Raw genomic sequence first — 20174 nt, forward strand, 5'->3', positions numbered from 1 at the left:
TGCCCTAAATCTTTTAAAATGCTTGAAGTAATTATCGTAGACGACGATCAAATTGTGGTGTTTATTCAAAAGAAAATGATAACCAACCACGAGATTGCCTCAAACCCACTCAGTTTTAACCAAGCCTTCTCTGCCTTATCGTATATCATCCAGGAGCAACATCGAAAAAGAGAAAAGCATTTTTTAATTCTTTTAGATATCAATATGCCAGAAATGAATGGTTGGGATTTCCTAAATTCTTTGGAAAACCACGAAGAAAAATCTAACTATCACGTGATTATGGTAACTTCTTCTATAGATAGTAGTGACAAGCAGAAAGCCAGGAAATTTAGCACCGTTAGAGGCTTTATAGAAAAACCTATCTCGGCTACAGACTGTGAGAATATCAAAGAAATTTCAGAAATAAGTCATTTTTTCGAGCGGGTTTAAACCCCTTTCTCGCGCGGTTCAGCATCATCAATTTTTTCCTGTGCCCATTCTTTTTCTTCTTCCTCGGCTTCCGGTTTATTTTGTTCCAGTTCCGCTTTGCGTTCAAAATTTAGTTTAATATACATAGGAAAATGATCTGAACCAATATGTTTTTCGCGTGCAATATCAATAAGCGTGAAATCATTACTATGAAAAACATGATCCAATGGCCATCTAAAAAAGCGATAATCAGCATGGAAAGTATTAAAAAATCCTCTTCCAATTCTGGGATCTAATAATCCGCTCATTTGTTGAAATAATCTTGTAGTTCGAGACCATGCTACGTCATTTAAATCTCCAAAAACCAAAACACTATCATCCTGTTCCCGGACATCTCTTCCCAGCATCAGTAATTCAGCATCACGATTAGTAGAAGTATCAGCTTCAGAAGGGCTGGGAGGCCTGGGGTGCATACAATGAATTCTAACTCTTGTATTATCATCTAAACGTACGAAACCGTGAATAGATGGAATATCATTTCTTACTAAATACCTAATTTCAGTTTCCTCAAGCTTCAATTTGGAATATAAATGCATTCCGTAGAGATTATCCAGGGGCACTTTTACCGTGTATTTATAGTCTTCCTCTAATTCTTGCAGTGCATCTTCCCATTTTTTATCAGATTCCAGGGTAAGCAGGACATCTGGTTGTCTTCTTTTTACAATTTCAAGTAATTTATGATAATCTTTATTGGGCGTGAGTACATTACTTACCAGGATAGAAATATTATCTGTAGGATCCCCATCTTCGAACTTCATGACTTCTTTTTCTGCGAACCAGGTGTAAGGATATATTTTGTGAAGTTGAAAAATAAGCCCGATAATAAGTAATGCTATAGCGATATAATGGATTACAGCTGAAAAATCAAAAACAATAATTGCTGCAATAATCACTAAAGTAATAAGTATAGAAATTTGAATACGCGGAAAATCGAAAGCGCGTATCCACCATTGATCAAAACGAGTAGCAGATGCTAGGCTTGGGATTAAAAATATTCCGCAAACTATTAGCATTATTATTTCTGAAATTTCCATAGATATTCCGCTTAAAACTTATAAGAGAGAGCCAAACCTTTGGTATTAATCCCGGTTCCGTTTAAATTGTAAGTAGCCGTGGGGTAAAGATCTAATCTCTCGTTTCCTTTTTTGTGTAATTCAGGTATTAAAATTCCACTTGCTGCACCCACTACAAAACCGGCAATATTATCGGTTAAGAAGTGTTTACCCGCTTTTGTTCTTAAATATCCCATAAGTACTGAAATTCCTGTTGCTCCTCCCCAAACATATGGAATTGCTTTAGAATCTGGATGAAAATCATTAAATACCTTGGCCGCAAAAAAAGTTCCTGCCGTGGCAACTGCTGTGTGCCCAGCAATAAATGAACGTTGTGCGCCACCTTCAGCACGTTCCCCAAAAGGAAGGTTTTCATTATAAACTAAAGGCCTGCTCTTATCTATTAGACCTGCAGTCATAGTATAGAACACTCCGGTAACAGCCATCGTTTCTACAAAAAGAACACTAATTTGCCCGAAATTTTTTCTTTCCGCCTCACTAGGTAAGAAGACTAAGGGCATACCCAGGGCGGCATAAAATGGAATATAACTTATCGCATCAGCTTTTTCAGAATAGTTTCCTGCTGCCCAGCGATTAATTCCCGCAATGTCATTTTTATTTAGGGCCGCTACTTCGGCCTCTGTAAGTGCTTCTTTATTTTGAATAAATGTAAATCCAAGTACGTTTAAACCAACGGCACCGGTAATAATTGCTCCATCTTTCCAGGCACTTGTCTTATAGGGTGATTCCTGTGCGTAAGAGCTAAAAAACAGACTAATACAGAAAAAGCTGAGTAGTATTTTTTTCATCTATTGATATAATTTATTTAATCTTCAAATCTCTTAACTACTTTGTAAACATTGAAGTAATTAAGAAAAGTATAACAATATAAAGCGCAAATAGTAAATTGACAAATCTATAGATTAACATAAGTTTAATCCCTGTTCTAGGGCAGGATTTTCCAATTCTATATAAAATACCGTAATTTTAGAATATGAAGAAGAAAGATTATAGGCAGGGCAGTGGATTCGTCTTTAATAAATTTGAAGAACCTGATAAATCCCCGTTTGACAGGTTATTTGAAGTTTTTAAGGAACTAATTACGCATACCTCGGGAGACTTAGATGAAGCTCTAGACTGGTTAAAACAACTGGATGAAGAATATAAATTAACTACCGAATATTATACGTTAGATGATTTTGTAGAAGACCTTAAAAAGAAAGGCTACATCAAAGAAGAAACCGATGTAGACGGTGGCGGCATGGCGATTACCGCTAAAACTGAACGCGCTATTAGAAAACAGGCTTTAGATCAAATATTCGGAAAGCTAAAAAAAAGTGCTTCTGGAAGTCATAGAACCAATCACGTAGGTAGGGGAGACGAACATACTGGCGATTTCAGGAATTTTCAATTTGGAGATTCTCCAGATAAAATTTCTGTAACTGAAAGTTTGAGAAATGCCCAAATTAACCACGGAATTGGAAATTTCAATATGACTGAGGAGGATTTGGTGGTTGAAGAAACCCACTATAAATCCAGAATGAGTACGGTTTTAATGATAGACCTTAGCCATAGTATGATTCTATATGGTGAAGATCGCATAACCCCGGCAAAAAAAGTAGTCATGGCTCTTGCCGAATTGATCACTACTAGATACCCAAAAGACAGCCTTGATATCATAGTTTTTGGCGATGATGCCTGGCCGGTTTCTATAGCCGATCTACCTTATTTAAAAGTAGGTCCTTATCATACCAATACAGTTGCCGGTTTAAAACTGGCTATGGATATACTTCGAAGAAAACGAAGTACTAACCGTCAAATTTTTATGATAACCGATGGAAAACCGAGTTGTTTAAGAGAACGGGATGGTTCCTATTATAAAAATAGTATGGGGCTGGATCCTTATATTCTTGGTAAATGCTATACCATGGCGCGACAGGCCAGAAAATTACATATTCCCATAACTACATTTATGATTGCCCAGGACCCATATTTAATGCAGTTTGTAAGGGAGTTTACTTACGCGAACCAGGGGAAAGCCTTTTACACGGGCTTAAAAGGTTTGGGAGAAATGATTTTTGAAGATTACGAAACCAATAGAAAAAAGAGAATTAGGGGGAATTAAAGAAAAATTTTATCGTCATCCTGAACTTGTTTCAGGATCTAATATTTTGATAATTGTATCAGGTTAGAATCCCGAAACAAATTCGGGATAAAGTCTGAAACAATCCCGATTCTTCGGGGCAGCTTGAAGTAAATGATATTTTGAAAAAAGTATTCTGAATTTTAAATCAGAAATAAAAAAACAAACATGAAAATAGAAAATATAAACACACTTGGAGAACTTAAAAAATCTGGATATAAAAGTCGCGGAATTAAGGAGGAACTCAGGGAAAATTTAATAAAAAAGATCAGGAATAATGAACCCACTTTTCCCGGGATTCACGGTTATGAAGATAGCGTAATCCCTGAATTGGAAAGAGCAATTTTATCACGCCATAATATTAATTTACTTGGTCTAAGAGGTCAGGCTAAAACGAGATTAGCGCGTTTAATGATCAATTTATTAGATGAATACATGCCGGTGGTGCAGGGTTCAGAAATTAATGACGATCCTTTAAATCCAATTTCACGCTATGCGAGAGAATTGATAAAGGAGAAAGCAGATGAAACTCCAATTAACTGGGTACATAGGGAAGAGCGATTTTTTGAAAAACTTGCCACTCCAGATGTTACGGTAGCTGATCTTATTGGGGATGTAGACCCCATTAAAGCTGCGAATTTAAAATTGAGTTATGCTGATGATCGCGTTATTCATTTTGGGATGATTCCGCGCGCTAACCGCAGTATTTTTGTAATAAATGAATTACCCGATTTGCAAGCTAGAATCCAGGTAGCTTTATTCAATATCCTACAGGAAGGTGATATCCAAATTCGCGGATTCAAATTGAGGTTGCCTTTAGATCTTCAATTTGTATTTACAGCAAACCCTGAAGATTATACCAATCGCGGTAGTATTGTAACTCCTTTAAAAGACCGTATTGGTTCACAAATTCTAACCCATTATCCTGGAAGTATAGAAATTGCAAAAACAATTACCGCCCAGGAAGCAAAACTTGATAAAAGACAAAGCGAGCTGGTTCATGTTCCTGAACTCGCAAAAGATTTATTAGAACAAATTAGTTTCGAAGCCCGGGAAAGTGAATTTATAGATGAAAAAAGCGGAATTAGCGCAAGGCTGAGTATTACCGCGTATGAGAATTTACTTAGTACTGCAGAAAGGCGTTTATTGAAATCTGGAGATGATAAAACTTTATTGAGGTTTGGTGATTTTCTTGGTGTAGTACCTTCCATTACTGGAAAAGTGGAGTTGGTTTATGAAGGAGAAGAAGAAGGTGCAGCTAGTGTAGCGCTTCAGTTAATAGGAGATTCGGTAAAAACATTGTTTCCGCAGTATTTTCCCAAAATAGAAAAATTACAAAAACCAGATGAAACAACACCTTATGACGATCTGGTAGAATGGTTTTTCGAGCAAAGCGGATTTGAATTACCTGATGATCTTTCTGATACCGAATACAAAGAAAGCCTGGATTCTGTAAAACCTTTAAATGAATTAATTAAAAAGTACCAACCCAAGATTTCAGAAGATGATAAATACTTTTTAAAGGAGTTTTTATTGTGGGCTTTGGTAGAATATAAGAAGCTTAGCAAACATCGTTTTGCCAAAGGCGTTCAATTTAAAGATCTTTATGGAAGTTATATAAGTGATCTTTAAGCGATTATTAAAATAAATTGAAAAAATACCCGGTTAAATTATTAATCGGGTATTTTTTTTATCTTATAAAAAGAAATTCATAATTCTTCCTCGAAAACCTCTTTTTAGTTTTTTAAACCTCTAAAAATATATACATTTATCACCAGAATAATGTCAAAAATGAGGATTCAGAAAAATATTAATTTCAGCACTTCTACGAGCACTCTCGGCTTGCGCTTTTCTGGCATGACTATTATTCGTATTACCCCTTTTGGGGTATAATTCTACATAGCACCTGCGTACACACCTGTTTTTTTTTAAACAAAATCATTCTAATTTTAATTAATTGACTTATGAAAGTCCTAAAATTCGGAGGTACCTCTTTGGCATCTCCAGAGCTTATAAAACTCGTAGCTAAAACTGTTCAAAAACATCTAAAAGAAGACAAAACCCTGGTGGTTTTTTCAGCCTTCGGGGGTGTTACTAACGATTTGTTGGAAATGGCAGATCTTGCCTCCCGCGAAGATCTTACTTATAAAGATATTCTTATAAAAAATGAAAAAAGACACCTGGAAGCTGTTCGGGAATTAATTCCGGTGAACGCTCAAAGTGGGATTTTAAGCAAAGTAAAAACTGAACTTAATCGTTTGGAAACTTTATATGAAGGCGTTTATTTACTTAACGAGCTTTCTAACAAAACCCGCCACGTAGTTTCAGGTTTTGGTGAAGTTTTATCTTCCCTAATTATTGCTGAATATTTCAAAAATCTTGGTATTAATTCTCAATATGTAGATTCTCGCGAACTTATCGTTTGCAAAAATACCAATGAAAAAGTTCAGGTGAATTACCCGTTAACTAATAAAAATATCGAGAAGTATTTTGCTGAAAAAGATGCGAGTCTTTATATCGCTCCCGGTTTTGTTTCACGAAACGAGCAAGGCGTACCAAGCACACTGGGGCGCGGTGGTTCAGATTTTACAGCTGCATTATACGGTGCCGCTTTAGATGTAAAAGAAGTGCTTATTTATACCGATGTGAATGGGATGTACACTGCAAATCCGCAAATTGTACCCCACGCTTATCCGCTAAAAGATATTTCTTACCAGGAAGCAATGGAATTGTCGCATTTTGGTGCGAAAGTGCTTTATCCGCCAACGTTGCAACCTTTGTTAGATAAACAGATTAGCATACTTATAAAAAACACCTTCAAACCTGATGAAGAAGGAACTTTAATTTCAAAATCTTCCGATAAGAATTTTCGTTGGGTTACAGGGATTACTCATATAGATTCTATAAAACTCCTGAATATTGAAGGCAGTGGAATGGTGGGTATTCCTGGTTTTTCCAAAAGATTTTTTGAAGTACTTTTTCAGGAAAACATCAATGTAGTTTTAATCACACAGGCTTCTTCAGAACATAGTATTTGTATCGCTGTGAAAGATGATGAAGCTGAACTGGCTAAAGAAGCGCTAGATGAAGCCTTTGAAGTCGAAATTCAGTATAAGAAGATCAAACCTGTAGAGATCGAAGACAATGTAGCTATTGTGGCCCTCGTTGGAGACAGGATGAAAAGTCATCACGGTTTAAGCGGAAAAATGTTTAGTGCGCTTGGGAATAACAATATCAATATTCGCGCAATTGCCCAGGGTTCTTCAGAGCGGAATATTTCTGCGGTGATTGCGAAAAAAGATGTGAAGAAAGCGCTCAATACTTTACATGAGCAATTTTTTGAAGTGCCTTCTAAAGAGCTAAACCTTTTTATTACCGGCGTTGGGAATGTTGGAAGCAAACTGCTGAATCAATTAAAAAAACAGGAAAAGTTTCTTCTTGAAAATTTAAGACTGAAAGTTCGCGTTCACGGACTTTCTAACTCAAGGAAAATGCTTTTTGATGAAAACGGAATAGATCTTCAAAACTGGGAAGCAGCTTTGGATAAAGGAGAAAAAGCCGATAAAGCTGAATTTTTTAAAAAGGTGGATGCATTCAACCTGCGAAATAGCATTTTTGTTGATAATACAGCAAGTGCCGATATTTCTGCCTGGTATAGGGAATATCTTGCGAACTCGGTTTCTGTGGTCACCTGTAATAAAATTGCATGTGCCGATAGTTTTGAAAATTACCAGGAATTGCAAAATCTGGCCAGGGAATATGGGGCTTCATTTTTATATGAAACCAATGTAGGAGCCGGTTTACCAATTATAGATACCCTTAAGAATTTAGTGGCTTCGGGAGATAGAATCACTAAAATTCAGGCGGTACTCTCGGGGAGTCTAAATTTCGTATTTAATACCTATAAAGGAGAAGATCCATTTTATAAAACCGTTGAAATGGCAATGGAAGAAGGTTATACCGAACCCGATCCAAAAATAGACCTTAGTGGGGTAGACGTAGCACGAAAAATACTAATCCTAGCCCGGGAAAGTGGTCATAGAATGGAACTTGAAGATATTGAAAGTGAAGATTTCTTATCAAAAGAAAGTTTGGCCACCACCAATAATGAAGACTTTTTTGAAATATTGAAGAAAGACGAACCTAAATTCCAGGAGATATATAAATCGGCTGAAGCCGAAGGGAAACAATTAAAATACGTAGCGCAATTGGAAAATGGAAAAGCTGTGGTTGGATTGCAGGCGGTAGATGCGCAACATCCATTTTACAATCTTAGCGGGAGCGATAACATTGTATTGTTCTTTACGGAACGTTATCCCGAACAACCTTTAATTGTAAAAGGAGCCGGTGCGGGAGCCGAAGTTACTGCTTCAGGTATTTTCGCCGATGTGATACGAATAGGAAAAAAATAGGCTATGGATAAAATAAAACTATTTGCCCCGGCCACAGTCGCCAATCTTTCCTGCGGATTTGATGTTTTAGGTTGTTGCCTGGAAAATGTAGGTGACGAAATGTTAATTAGTAAAAATGCCGAAAACAAGCTTAGAATCACTAAAATCACCGGGCAGGATTTACCAAGGAGTATTGAAGAAAATGTAGCTGGGGTTTCAGCAAAAATGATGTTAACCACCCTGGGGGAAAACCAGGGTTTTGATATTGAAATTAAAAAAAATATTAAAGCTGGAAGCGGAATTGGAAGCAGTGCTGCCAGTGCTGCGGGAGCTGTTTTTGGAATCAATAAATTACTTGGTGAGCCTTTTTCGGCAAATCAATTAATAAAATTTGCGATGGAAGGCGAGCGGCTTGCCAGCGGCAATGCCCATGCCGATAATGTTGCTCCTGCACTTTTGGGCGACTTTAGCCTTGTAAAGAGTTATGAACCCCTGGAAATACTTAGTTTACCGAGCCTTCCGGAATTAAGAATGTTAATTCTTCATCCTTTAATCGAGCTTAAAACCCGGGATTCACGATCAATTATCAGGCAAAATGTGGAATTGAAAAAAGCGATTAGTCAATGGGGAAATCTGGCAGCTTTGGTTAGCGCGCTTTATACCCAGAATTATGAACTTTTAGGGAGAAGTTTAAAAGATGAAATTATTGAACCCGTGCGTTCTATTTTAATTCCTTATTTCGATGAGCTTAAAGCTTTAGCTTCAGCAAACGGAGCCTTAGGTTTCGGGATTTCTGGATCTGGACCTTCGGTTTTTGCTTTGTGTAAAGGGGATACTGTAGCCGAAAAAGTGAAAGCAGAATTCCAGGAATTTTATCAAGATAAAAATATAGATTTCGACCTGCATTTATCGAAAATAAATTCAGAAGGAATAAAAATAATCAACTAATGAAACCAGCATGCTGGACGCAAATAATTGTCAGCAGGCTTATAATTATATGTTTGTGATGAACTCCCCTTTTTGGGATTAAATTTAGTAGATGAAATATTTTAGTTTAAACGATAAGAATCATAAAGTTTCCTTTGAAGATGCGGTAGTTAGAGGCCTTGCTCCCGGAAAAGCCCTATACTTTCCTGAAGAAATTCCGAAGCTCTCCCAGGATTTTTTTCAAAATCTGAATAAATATTCAAACGAAGAAATCGCTTACGAAGCCATCAAGGAATTTGTAGGGGACGAAATTGATAAAACCAGCCTCCAGGAAATTCTGAAAAAAACGCTGGATTTTGAGTTTCCGGTAGTTCCTATTTCAGATAATATTGGAACGCTAGAGTTATTTCACGGTCCAACATTAGCGTTTAAAGATGTAGGAGCGGGATTTATGGCGGGTTGCCTGGGACATTTTGTAAAAAAAGGAAACCTGGGTAAAATTACAGTATTGGTAGCTACATCGGGAGATACCGGTGGTGCTGTTGCAAATGGCTTTTTAGGAGTAGAGGGCATAGATGTGGTGATCCTATATCCTAAAGGAAAAGTGAGTGAAATACAGGAAAAGCAGCTGACTACTTTGGGACAAAATATTACGGCCCTTGAAGTCAATGGCAATTTTGATGATTGCCAGGATATGGTCAAAAAAGCATTTTCTGATGTAGAAATTGGCGAAAAACTACAATTAACTTCAGCTAATTCTATTAATGTAGCGAGATGGTTGCCGCAAATGTTTTATTACTACTTTGCTTATAAGCAATTAGCTGAAAGAGAACGAAAACTTGCTTTCTCAGTCCCAAGCGGGAACTTTGGGAATATTTGTGCCGGTATGCTCGCAAAAAAGATGGGACTTCCAATAGATCATTTTATTGCTTCAAACAACGAAAACAACGTAGTTACTCGTTACCTGGAAACTGAAAAATATACTCCGAAAAAAAGTGTGCAAACTATTTCAAATGCTATGGACGTGGGAAATCCGAGTAATTTTGTGAGGATTATGGAGCTCTTTCAAAATGAATTTAAACCCTTAGCAAAACAACTATCTTCCTATAGTTATTCAGATGAAGAAACCAGGAAAGCCATAAAAGAAGTAAAGAAAAAGCACAATTACATTATGGATCCTCACGGCGCGGTTGGATACTTGGGTCTTCAGGACTTTTTAGCTGAAAACCCTGATTATTACGGTACTTTTCTGGAAACCGCTCATCCGGTTAAATTTTTAGAAACAGTAGAGAAGGTGATAGGGGAAAAGGTAGAAATTCCAGCCTCAATTAGAGATGCGATGGATAAAGAAAAAAAATCCTTCGAAATTTCAGATTATTCTGAATTGAAGGATTTTTTGATGCAGTAATTTAGAAATAAAAGTTTGGGAAGGATTGTTCTTTTAACGTCACCCTGAACTCGTTTCAGGGTCTAATATCTACTTCAAATCAGATTCTGAAATAAATTCAGAATGACGAAATTTAGATAACCCTTCCCAAACATCTATCAATTAATACTTAGCAGGAGCACCTTCTTCAGGCAGACTATTTTCTATAAACTCCCTAATATCTTCATTAGCATTTTTAAGGTCATCAGCTCTTAGATACATCATATGGCCGCTTTCGTAGCCTTTGAAACTTAGACGATCTTTTAACTTTCCGCTTTGGTCTAATTGCCACATCGTGTATTTTGCATTGAAATAAGTGGTTGCACCATCAAAATAGCCCGATTGTATCATCACGTCTAAATTTGGATTTTGTGCCATGGCCTGTCTTAAATTTTCACCGGTATTATCACCACTTCTATCCCATGGATGCACCGGACCGAACATAAAGTACTTAAGATCTGTTTTAAAATTAAGGTCGTTACGTAAATAATGGTTAATTGCCGGGGTAAAAGAATGCAACCAGGAAGTAAGTTCCGCATTGTAATCGGGGGAATCTCCAGATTCTTTGGCGTCGATACCAAGATATCTTGAGTCCAGTCGCCCTATTGTGGTGCCTTCTTTCCGTTTTAATTCTTTCCAGAAAAAACGATAATCCACATCAAGATTATTTTGAAGGATCACTTCCTTAGAAATCCCGGAATAGTAAGCCATTTTTTCAGCTGCGGCTTCCTTTTTAGAAATTTCAGTAAAACCTCCTTTTACAAGAACCGGCGTAAGTTCATTAATGGTATACTCTTCAACTTCTTCCAGTAAAACTTCTAATTCTTTATTTTGAAGTTCAGCCGGTAAAGCATCGTGATACCAGGCAGCGGCAGCAAAATAAGGTAATCTATTAGCAATGCCCACCGGGCCGTCGCGTTCAATACCAATTTCAGTAGGAGAAACTAAGATAACTCCGTTAAGATACATCCATTGGCTATTTTGTAATTCTAACGCAAGTCCTGAAACACGAGTTGTTCCGTAGCTTTCACCAATAAGATATTTAGGCGATAACCAACGGTCGTTTCTGCTTACAAAAGTATTTAACCATTCGGCTAAATATTTAATATCGGCTTGTACCCCAAAGAATTTTTCTTTGGCTACTTTTCCTTCTTCATCAGGAATTGGGCGGGAATAACCTGTATTAACAGGATTTACATAAACAATATCAGCTACATCTAAAATAGAATGCGGATTTTCCTTAATTCCGTAAGGCTGAATAGGAAATCCTTCATCGTCAATTTTTAGAACCCTTGGGCCGGTATATGCGATATGCATCCATACGGAAGCCGAACCGGGACCACCATTGAAGGAAATTACCAGGGGACGATTTTCTGTATTTTTAACATCACTACGTTTGTAATACGTATAAAATAAACTGGCAATAGGTTCACCATCGTTGTTCCATAAAGATTGCATTCCCGTGGTTGCGGTATAATCTATATTTTCTGAATTAATAGTTACCGAATGTTTTGTGATAACAGTGGTATCAACAGGAATTTCAACTTTTTGGCTCCACGCCGTGGCTATAAAAACAAATAAAAATAATGGGGTAAAAATATTTTTCATGTGATCTGATTTTTTGGAACTGAAAAATACACTGAAATACACAATTCCCCAAGCGCGTTAATCTTTATTATTTAAATTTTCGTCCCTAAAAATAATGATATAACTAAGAATAATTCCCCCAACAGCGGCTAGAAGGAAAAATATCATCGCAAGACCGGGATAGCCTAAAATTGTAAAATCTGAAGGCACCTGCATCAACATTGAGGCGCCTATAATCATTGCGGCTATAATTAAACCTAAGGTAATGCGGTTCGCTACTTTTTGAAAACCATCGGTAACACGTTTTTCATCAAAAGCTTTGATTTTAATTTCAAACTCATTTTCAGAAAGGTTTTTTGAAATTGTATTTAAGCGATCGGGTAAATATTCGAGGAATTTTTTAGACGCGAGTATTGAAGAAAAAAAGTTTTCAGGCTTTAGTTCTTCATACATTTTATCGCGCATTATTTTATTGGAATGCCTTTTTATTGCATCCCGAAGATCGAAATCCGGATCTAAAACGGCAATAATTTGATCCATATTTAGAAGAATCTTACCAAGAATATTTACCTCTACCGGAAGATGTATTCCGCTTTCTGCAGCTAGTCGATTTAATTGAATAAGTAGCCGGCCGGTTTGCATATCTTTAGCCGTGCTGTGCTCACTATCCATAATAATATCGCTGATAGTCTTCTTGAAAAATTTTAGATTAGCTTCCTCAGTAACCTCACTCATACTTAGCAAAACACGGGCGGTTTCTTCGCCATTATTATTGCTAATTGCCATTAAGAGTTCTAAAATATATTGCTTGATACCGGGTGAGAACTTAGCCACCATTCCAAGATCTATAAGCGCAATTTTATCGTTTTTTGTAAATTGAATATTCCCGGGATGAGGGTCGGCGTGTACAAAACCATCATTAATTACTTGCTGTAAATAGGCCTTTACCAACTGGTCTACCAAAGGAGAATAATCTACTTCAATTTGTTTAAGCGGTGATATTGAAGTGATTTTTCGGCCTTCAATATATTCCATAGTAAGTACCTTTCCAGAAGAATAATCCAGAATTGGCTGTGGAATAATAAGATCCTTAAAGTCTTTTAAGTTTTTCCCGAGGGTGATTAAATTTTGAGCTTCCTTATGGTAATCCAGTTCCTGTAACAAAATACGTCTTAATTCTGCTAAAACATCGTCGAAAGCATATTTTTGGGCGGTAACACTATGTTTAACCGCCAACTCTGCCAGTTCTTTTAATGTATCTAAATCTGAAAGAAATTGTTTTTTAATTCCCGGTCTTTGAATTTTCACCGCCACCGGTTTTCCCGATCGCAGGGTAGCTTTATGTACCTGCCCAATAGAAGCACTGGCCAGGGGCTCTTTATCAAAACTTTCAAAAGCTTTTGAAATCCTGGTTCCTATTTCCTCTTCCACAATTCTGTGTACTTCCTCGTAGGGAATCGCCGGCACATCGTCTTGCAGAGTGGCCAAAGCCTTGAGGTAAGCATCTGGTAGGAGATCTGGTCTTGTTGAGAGTAACTGCCCCATTTTAATATAGGTAGGCCCCATATTTTTAAGGTCTTCAACCAGTTCATCGGGAGTTTGATCGTAAGCATCCTGAGCATTATCTTTATCTGAAGTTTCGTCCATCGCCTGGGAAGCGGTGTTGGCAAACAAATCGCTATTCCAGTATTTTAGCATAAAACCTATAAATTTCTGGTAACGCAAAAGATTGTCGGGAAGTACAGACATAAGTTAATTGGTTGTTAGGTTGTTTAATTTTTAAAGATATCTAATTATAATTATAACACCAATAAGAGTAGATTAGACCGATCTATTTTTCGTATTATTTAAGAAATCTTTTGAATGTTTTATAGAAATTAGGTTTTAACCTCGTAATTTTTCTATTTTAAACCAATAATTTTAATCTCAAAATAATTAGTGGGTAAGAATAACAATTTTAGCAGTCTAAAAGAAAAAGTAGATCAATCTACCTTGCGTAAGCCCTTATTCTCCAGAATGGATAAGGATATTCCCGCCAGTATTGTTGTTTTCCTGGTAGCATTACCCTTGTGCCTAGGGATAGCCCTTGCTAGTGGTGCGCCCTTGGTTTCTGGTCTTATTTCCGGAATTATTGGTGGAATTGTAATAGGGAGTGTTAGCCATTCTTCAGTAAGTGTAAGCGGACCTGCTGCCAGTTTAACTGCGGTGGTTTTAGCCTCAATAGCCTCCCTGGGAAGTTTTGATGTTTTTCTATTGGCAGTGGTTTTAGGTGGAATTTTTCAGTTTATCCTTGGAATTCTAAAAGCCGGGCTTATTGCCGATTATATGCCTTCAAATATTATAAAAGGTTTATTGGCAGCAATTGGAATTATTCTCATAATTGCACAATTACCCTACGCGGTTGGGTTTGAAGAAAATCCTGCTGGTTATTTTACAACTAGTGGTAATTTGTTGGAGCAGGCATCAGGAATGTTTAGTGGTTTTTTCTATTCGCTACATCCCGGGGCGGTGGTTTTATCAGCAATTTCGCTGACTATAATAATCTTTTGGGAGAAAAGTCCGCTTAAAAACTTTAAGCTTTTACCGCCCTCTTTAATTGTTGTTATTCTAGGAGTTTTTATAAATCTTCTTTTTAAATATATCGCTCCTGTGCTTCATTTAGGTCAGGCGCATTTGGTTAATATTCCGAAGATAGATAAGGTGAGTGAACTGGTTACTTTTCCAGATTTTTCTGCCATTACCAATCCTGAAGTTTGGGGCGTGGCAATTACTATAACCCTTATTGCCTCTATTGCGAGTTTGTTGGCTATAGAAGCTGCAGATGATATTGATCCGCATAAACGAAAAACCCCACCAAACCGTGAATTGGTAGCCCAGGGAGTAGGAAATACCCTGGCAGGTCTTGTGGGTGGTATTCCTTTAACTTCAGTAATTGTAAGAAGTTCGGTTAATATAAATGCGGGAGCTGAGACAAAACTTTCAGCAATTTTACACGGTATTTTTCTGCTTTTAAGCGTTTTGTTTCTAAGTACCATTTTGAACCTTATTCCACTTTCCAGTTTAGCGGTAATTTTATTGGTTGTAGGTTATAAGCTGGCCTCCTGGGATGTTATTAGCACGATGTATAAAAAGGGTTGGAACCAGTTTATTCCTTTTGTAGTTACTGTGATAGCCATTATTTTAACCGATTTATTGATTGGAATTTTTATAGGCTCCTTAGTAAGTATTTTCTTTTTACTGCGCAGTAATTATCATAATGCCTTTTTTATTGAAAACACTAAAATTTTTAAGGGAGAAACCATTCGTCTCGAGCTTTCTAACGAAGTTTCATTTTTTAATAAAGCTTCTATTAAAAACAGTCTTTGGAGCGTTCCGCAAAATTCTAATGTGATTATAGATGCTACCTTTGCCAGCTACATAGATCACGATATTTTAGAGATCTTTGAAGATTTTAAAACCACTTTTGCAGAAGAGAATAATATTAATGTGAGTATTATTGGGCTTAAAGACAAGTATTCTGCAGGAAAGGAATTAGATTTTGTGCGTGAGGATATTGAAGAGTCTAAGGAAAAATCTACCCCAGGGGAAATACTTGAATATTTAAAAGATGGGAACGCCCGATATGTAGATGGGAAATTGGTCTCCAGAAGGCTAAGAAATAAAGACCTGATGGACTTTATTAATTCGCCTCCCCTGGCTGCCGTGGTTAATTGTATAGATCTACGGGAGCCTTTAAATGTTATGATGAATACAGGGATTGGCGATTTAATTCCAATAAGAGCCGCTGGAAATCTTGTAGATACTCATATTATTAAAAGTATAGAAATAGCTTGTAAACAGCAGGGTGCACGTTTTATATTGCTTATGGGGAATTCTTCGAATAGAGTTTATTTGGACGCTTTAAAGGAGTTTAAGGAAAATGGATATAGGCATCCAGATTCTCTGATTGCTGAAGCTTTAAAAGCAAAACAAATTCCATCTGAATTTGAAGAGAAAGATATGCATATTTATGCCGATCTTTTGACCCGATGGAGTCTCAAAGAATCCCAAAAGCGCATTTTAAAAGAATCTGAATATCTTGATCAACATATTGCAAAGGGTAGAATAGGAGTAGCTACTGCATTTTTTAATCGTGAAAATGGAAGAATCGAATTTTCTGATTTATACTAGCCAGTCACAATTGCTTAATATGAAAGCGCTTCATTTAGTCTGTTTATATTAATGGGGTTTCCAAAAATATATAACAAATCTCCTTGTTTTATCTTGGTATCAGGAAGGATTTCAGTAATGTATTGGGTGTCTCTTTTTATCGCCAAAACAGTAACCCGGTAATTCTTACCAATTCCTGAATTCTGGATACTTTTTCCCACAATATCCCTATTGTTTTGCTGAACACTCAAAGTCACAATTTCCCGATTTGGAATATGTAAATGTTGAAGCGACGGTTTGTGAGGTCTCCCTTTCACTGAGGTTAACATTTCATAATCTGAGGAACGAATACTCGCAGTAAAATCCATTATTTCGTTATAGGGCACCAGGTATTTTTTAAGCACACGATTAAAGATCTCGATAGAAGTTTCAAACTCTTCGGGGATAACTTCATCGGCTCCCAGTTTTATATTTTCTTCAATTTCTCTTACATAGCGAGTTCTTACAATAATAAAGGCTGTTTTAGAATACAAACGCACGTTACTAATTATCTTCTTTGTAGCCCCGGGATCTGAAATTGCGATTACCACTACACGAGAATCCTGAACGTGCAAATGTTTTAGAATAAGTGAGTTAGTAGCATCTCCAAAAATAATGGGTTCATTATTATTTTTGGCTTTTCTAAAAGTTACAGGATCGGTATCTACAATTACATAAGGTATTTCGGCGTTTCGGGCCGCTTTTGCGATATTTTCCCCGTTAATACCGTAGCCAATAATTATAAGATGGTCTTCTAAATTTTTTGGTTCTTCAGGATCTTCAGAAGATTTTTGTTTGTTAAAACTTTCCAGCCTATGTCTTACCGATGACGGTATTCTTGCCTTTAAAATGGAATAAGTGATTTTTGGAGCCGCAGCAATAAGAAAAGGCGTTAAACCCATGGTGATAATAGAAATTGCCAGGAAATACTGGTAAATACTATCTGGAATAATATTATTATCCCTGCCTACACCAGAAAGTAACAGCGAAAATTCACCTACCTGGAATAAGCTGAATAAACTTAAAAAGATTGTTCTTGGTGGATATTTAAGCAGTAAAACGGTTCCCCCAACGACTAGCATTTTTAGTAAAACCACGCCAAACACCAGTGCCAGGATCACTAAAAAGTTATTGATAAAAAATTGTAGATTCAGAAGTGTCCCTACTGAGATAAAAAAGAAACTGATAAAGATCTCACGAAACGGCAATACATTTACTGTAGCCTGGTGGCTATATTCCGATTCAGAGATAATAAGTCCGGCGAAAAATGCTCCCAGTGCCAATGATAATCCAACCGAAGAAGTAAGCCAGGCAATGGCAAAACAAAAAACAACAGTAGTTAATATAAAAAGCTCTTTACTTTTAGTTTTTACTACCATACTAAAGATGCGGGGTACAACATATCGCGCCAGTAAATAGATCACTACACCTACACCCACTATTTTAAGAATAAGAAAAAGTAGGGTAGTTAGAAGATCACCACCGTCACCTGCTAAAATAGGGGTAAGCAGCATCATAGGCACTACTATTATATCCTGGAAAATAAGAATTCCCAAAGCGACCCTGCCATGTGGGGCGGTAATTTCGCCACGTTCCTGTATAAGTTTTAAAACAATTGCTGTACTACTTAAAGAGAAGAGAAAACCCAGGAATATAGCCGAATTTAAAGGTAGCCCAAAAAAATAAGCAACTATAGTAGTAAATAGAATAGTACCACCAACCTGGAGACCACCGCCAATTAAGACGGTATTTTTCATAGAAATAAGTTCTTTTATTGAAAGTTCAATTCCAATAACGAATAGAAGAAAAATAATTCCAATTTCTGAAAGTAATTCTACCTCGTGTGAAGAACTAATAAGATTAAACGCGTAGGGACCTGCGATTATACCCGCAAGCAGGAAACCTAAAATAGAAGGAACTTTTATCTTTTGAAATAAAAGAATAATCAAGATTGAGAGTCCCAGAATAATAACAATATCCTGTAAAATAGGAATTTCCATAAATGAATTTTCAGGTTGGTTGGCCGCCCTAATTTAGCGGTTATTACCCGATTATGGAAATAAAAAGCGGCGGGAATTCCCGCCGCCTAACATACTTGAATTAAAATCTATTAACCTTTTAACCAAGCATTTCTAAGTTTGACTTCTTCACTGTTTTCAGGTAGGTCTTTTTCAGTGATATTCATTTCAGTATCTGTAGGCTGGGCAGTAGTTGCTGTAAGCTCAAGCTCTTTATCGTCCCGTTCTATAACAAAAGCAACTTCTTCTCCTTCTTCCCAGGATTCGGCCTTCATAATTAAATTGTAAACATTTTGAATATTATATTCTTCGCCATTTACAGCTTTAATGATATCACCACCTTTTACGCCAAGATCCTTTAGAAAAGAATTAAATTGAATATTTTCTCTAAAAAATAATTCTTGAGTGGCAGGATCTCCATCTATATAAGGGGTTTGCCCTTTGATAAAATAGCCTGTATTGATTTCAGCTTCGGACTCTTCAAGACCTACTTTTGCAAAAAAATCATTATAAGGAATTGGAGTAGAACCGCTAATATAAGTTTCTAAAAAAGTTCTAATTTCAGGATAAGTTAAGTTCACGATATCGTTAAATAAATCTTCATCTTTAAATGGCTTGTCCATTCCGTATTTATCGCTAAGCGCCTTCATGAGATTAAGAATACCCATTTTACCATCACTTAACTCTCTTAGCCTAATATCTAACGCCATCCCGATAAGTGCTCCTTTCTGGTAAACATTATAGTATGAATCTTTGTATGGATCTTTAAGGATATTCTGACTCATTTCTGTGAAAGCCATGGTATCATCAAACTGCTGTGAAGTTTTTATTTTATTTGAAATCCTATCATAGAAATCCTGCTTCTCTATAAGCTCCTGGTTAATTTGGAATAAATTAGCAAAATATTCGGTAACGCCTTCATACATCCATAAATGACGCGACATTTTAGGATCGTTATAATCAAAATAATGAACTTCTTCTGAATGAACATTTAATGGAGTAAGAATGTGGAAAAATTCGTGAGAAACCACATCGGTCATTGTTTTCTGTAACTGCTCCGGTTGCATGGATTCCGGTAGTACAACCACGGTAGAGGTGTGGTGCTCTAAGGCCCCAAAACCACGGGCATCTTGTTTTTCAGCATCTGAAAGATATAAGAGAATGGCATATTTACCAGTATTATCTACCTCACCCAGGAAACGTTTTTGAGCGCTTATCATTTCCTCAATTCCCGGTTTTATACTTTCTGAAGTATAAACATCATTAGGGGAATACACATTGATAAGCACCTCCATGCCTTCTACCATAAAGCTCGTAGTATCTGGTTTGGCGTACATAATGGGATTGTCAATAACTTCAAAATATCGCCCTAGAGAATAGATATCTTCTTTGTACTCCATATTCTCTGAAGCTGCAACTGTTTTGCTTAGCGCAGTCCCCGGAATTAGACCTTGTGGTCTTTTAATTTCGAGCCTGTAAGGTTCTTCTTCTTCATTTTCAAAATAACCTACAAAACCGTGAAGGTTTAGCATAAAGTTTTCCCCAGCTTCAATGTTAGTTCCCGAAGGAGAGAAGACACCTTCTTCGCCTTCAATATCATAAGTATCATTTACAAGGTAGCTTACCTTATCTAAATTCTTAGCATTAGGAATACTCCAGGAATTATCGTCATTTTTTTCAAATTGTAATTCATTTCCATCATAATCTATCGCTTTAAAATTTTCGATAAATTGACTATAATTATCGGTAGAGTAGGTGCCAGGCACGGTTTTAGGAATAAAGAAAGTAGTACTTTCGGTAGTAAACCTGTCTGGATCAATATTTACTAAAACTTTATCGTCGTTTACATCTACAAGATTAATTTGGGCTATTACCGGTTGATTACTATTTGAAGTTTGGGTAGTCTTACAGCTGTACATTGCACTGGCCAGGGCAAGCGTATAAAGTATTTTTTTCATTGATAAACGTTTCTTT

13 protein-coding genes are annotated in these 20174 nt (G+C 36.7%); 7 read left to right on the forward strand and 6 right to left on the reverse strand.

Features of this window, described 5'->3' with window-relative positions:
* Positions 1-18: 18 nt before the first annotated feature.
* A complete protein-coding gene (locus FG27_RS16470; protein WP_037321054.1) occupies positions 19-429 on the forward strand; it encodes a response regulator in 411 nt (136 codons plus the stop codon).
* Here the strand turns inward: FG27_RS16470 and FG27_RS16475 are convergent.
* Together FG27_RS16475 and FG27_RS16480 are read right to left on the reverse strand one after the other, a co-directional pair.
* Entirely contained in the window at positions 426-1502 is a 1077-nt protein-coding gene (locus FG27_RS16475) for an endonuclease/exonuclease/phosphatase family protein (protein ID WP_037321055.1), read from the reverse strand. The genes FG27_RS16470 and FG27_RS16475 overlap by 4 nt on opposite strands.
* Positions 1503-1513: 11 nt before the next feature.
* The gene (locus tag FG27_RS16480; protein ID WP_037321056.1) at positions 1514-2329 is read right to left on the reverse strand and encodes a phosphatase PAP2 family protein; all 816 of its coding nucleotides are present in this window, start codon (positions 2327-2329) and stop codon (positions 1514-1516) included.
* Positions 2330-2514: 185 nt separating this feature from the next.
* Between FG27_RS16480 and FG27_RS16485 the strand changes: the two genes are divergently transcribed.
* From FG27_RS16485 to thrC, 5 genes are all read left to right on the forward strand, one after another.
* The gene (locus FG27_RS16485) at positions 2515-3645 is read left to right on the forward strand and encodes a VWA domain-containing protein (protein ID WP_037321058.1); all 1131 of its coding nucleotides are present in this window, start codon (positions 2515-2517) and stop codon (positions 3643-3645) included.
* 186 nt (positions 3646-3831) lie between these two features.
* Positions 3832-5295, forward strand: coding sequence for a magnesium chelatase (locus FG27_RS16490; RefSeq protein WP_037321060.1), 1464 nt, complete (start codon positions 3832-3834; stop codon positions 5293-5295).
* A 332-nt stretch (positions 5296-5627) separates the two neighbouring features.
* Positions 5628-8075, forward strand: a complete 2448-nt coding sequence (thrA, locus tag FG27_RS16495) for a bifunctional aspartate kinase/homoserine dehydrogenase I (protein ID WP_037321061.1) — start codon at positions 5628-5630, stop codon at positions 8073-8075.
* A 3-nt stretch (positions 8076-8078) separates the two neighbouring features.
* A complete protein-coding gene (locus tag FG27_RS16500; RefSeq protein WP_037321063.1) occupies positions 8079-9002 on the forward strand; it encodes a homoserine kinase in 924 nt (307 codons plus the stop codon).
* Between the two features lie 91 nt (positions 9003-9093).
* Entirely contained in the window at positions 9094-10389 is a 1296-nt protein-coding gene (thrC, locus tag FG27_RS16505) for a threonine synthase (protein ID WP_037321065.1), read from the forward strand.
* 141 nt (positions 10390-10530) lie between these two features.
* Here the strand turns inward: thrC and FG27_RS16510 are convergent, their stop codons facing one another.
* Entirely contained in the window at positions 10531-12015 is a 1485-nt protein-coding gene (locus FG27_RS16510; protein WP_037321067.1) for a S10 family peptidase, read from the reverse strand.
* A gap of 57 nt (positions 12016-12072) precedes the next feature.
* Positions 12073-13743 (reverse strand): AarF/ABC1/UbiB kinase family protein, encoded by a 1671-nt coding sequence (locus FG27_RS16515; protein WP_037321070.1) that lies wholly within the window; start codon positions 13741-13743, stop codon positions 12073-12075.
* Positions 13744-13932: 189 nt separating this feature from the next.
* On the opposite strand from FG27_RS16515, the gene FG27_RS16520 reads away from it, so the two are divergent.
* Positions 13933-16164 (forward strand): bifunctional SulP family inorganic anion transporter/carbonic anhydrase, encoded by a 2232-nt coding sequence (locus FG27_RS16520; RefSeq protein ID WP_051935907.1) that lies wholly within the window; start codon positions 13933-13935, stop codon positions 16162-16164.
* A gap of 14 nt (positions 16165-16178) precedes the next feature.
* Here the strand turns inward: FG27_RS16520 and FG27_RS16525 are convergent, their stop codons facing one another.
* Both FG27_RS16525 and FG27_RS16530 read right to left on the reverse strand, forming a co-directional pair.
* Positions 16179-18182, reverse strand: coding sequence for a cation:proton antiporter (locus tag FG27_RS16525; protein ID WP_037321072.1), 2004 nt, complete (start codon positions 18180-18182; stop codon positions 16179-16181).
* 110 nt (positions 18183-18292) lie between these two features.
* On the reverse strand, positions 18293-20158 hold the full coding sequence (locus tag FG27_RS16530) for a peptidase M61 (RefSeq protein WP_037321074.1): 1866 nt from the start codon (positions 20156-20158) through the stop codon (positions 18293-18295).
* Positions 20159-20174 lie beyond the last annotated feature (16 nt).

The organism is Salegentibacter sp. Hel_I_6, assembly GCF_000745315.1.
Lineage (GTDB): Bacteria > Bacteroidota > Bacteroidia > Flavobacteriales > Flavobacteriaceae > Salegentibacter.

What these genes read in the sequence shown, in the direction of transcription:
- thrC (WP_037321065.1), top strand. Translation starts at nt 9,094, where the DNA reads ATGAAATATTTTAGTTTAAACGATAAGAATCATAAAGTTTCCTTTGAA.
- FG27_RS16510 (WP_037321067.1), bottom strand. Translation starts at nt 12,015, where the DNA reads ATGAAAAATATTTTTACCCCATTATTTTTATTTGTTTTTATAGCCACG.
- FG27_RS16475 (WP_037321055.1), bottom strand. Translation starts at nt 1,502, where the DNA reads ATGGAAATTTCAGAAATAATAATGCTAATAGTTTGCGGAATATTTTTA.
- FG27_RS16470 (WP_037321054.1), top strand. Translation starts at nt 19, where the DNA reads ATGCTTGAAGTAATTATCGTAGACGACGATCAAATTGTGGTGTTTATT.
- FG27_RS16490 (WP_037321060.1), top strand. Translation starts at nt 3,832, where the DNA reads ATGAAAATAGAAAATATAAACACACTTGGAGAACTTAAAAAATCTGGA.
- thrA (WP_037321061.1), top strand. Translation starts at nt 5,628, where the DNA reads ATGAAAGTCCTAAAATTCGGAGGTACCTCTTTGGCATCTCCAGAGCTT.
- FG27_RS16515 (WP_037321070.1), bottom strand. Translation starts at nt 13,743, where the DNA reads ATGTCTGTACTTCCCGACAATCTTTTGCGTTACCAGAAATTTATAGGT.
- FG27_RS16525 (WP_037321072.1), bottom strand. Translation starts at nt 18,182, where the DNA reads ATGGAAATTCCTATTTTACAGGATATTGTTATTATTCTGGGACTCTCA.
- FG27_RS16480 (WP_037321056.1), bottom strand. Translation starts at nt 2,329, where the DNA reads ATGAAAAAAATACTACTCAGCTTTTTCTGTATTAGTCTGTTTTTTAGC.
- FG27_RS16530 (WP_037321074.1), bottom strand. Translation starts at nt 20,158, where the DNA reads ATGAAAAAAATACTTTATACGCTTGCCCTGGCCAGTGCAATGTACAGC.
- FG27_RS16485 (WP_037321058.1), top strand. Translation starts at nt 2,515, where the DNA reads ATGAAGAAGAAAGATTATAGGCAGGGCAGTGGATTCGTCTTTAATAAA.
- FG27_RS16500 (WP_037321063.1), top strand. Translation starts at nt 8,079, where the DNA reads ATGGATAAAATAAAACTATTTGCCCCGGCCACAGTCGCCAATCTTTCC.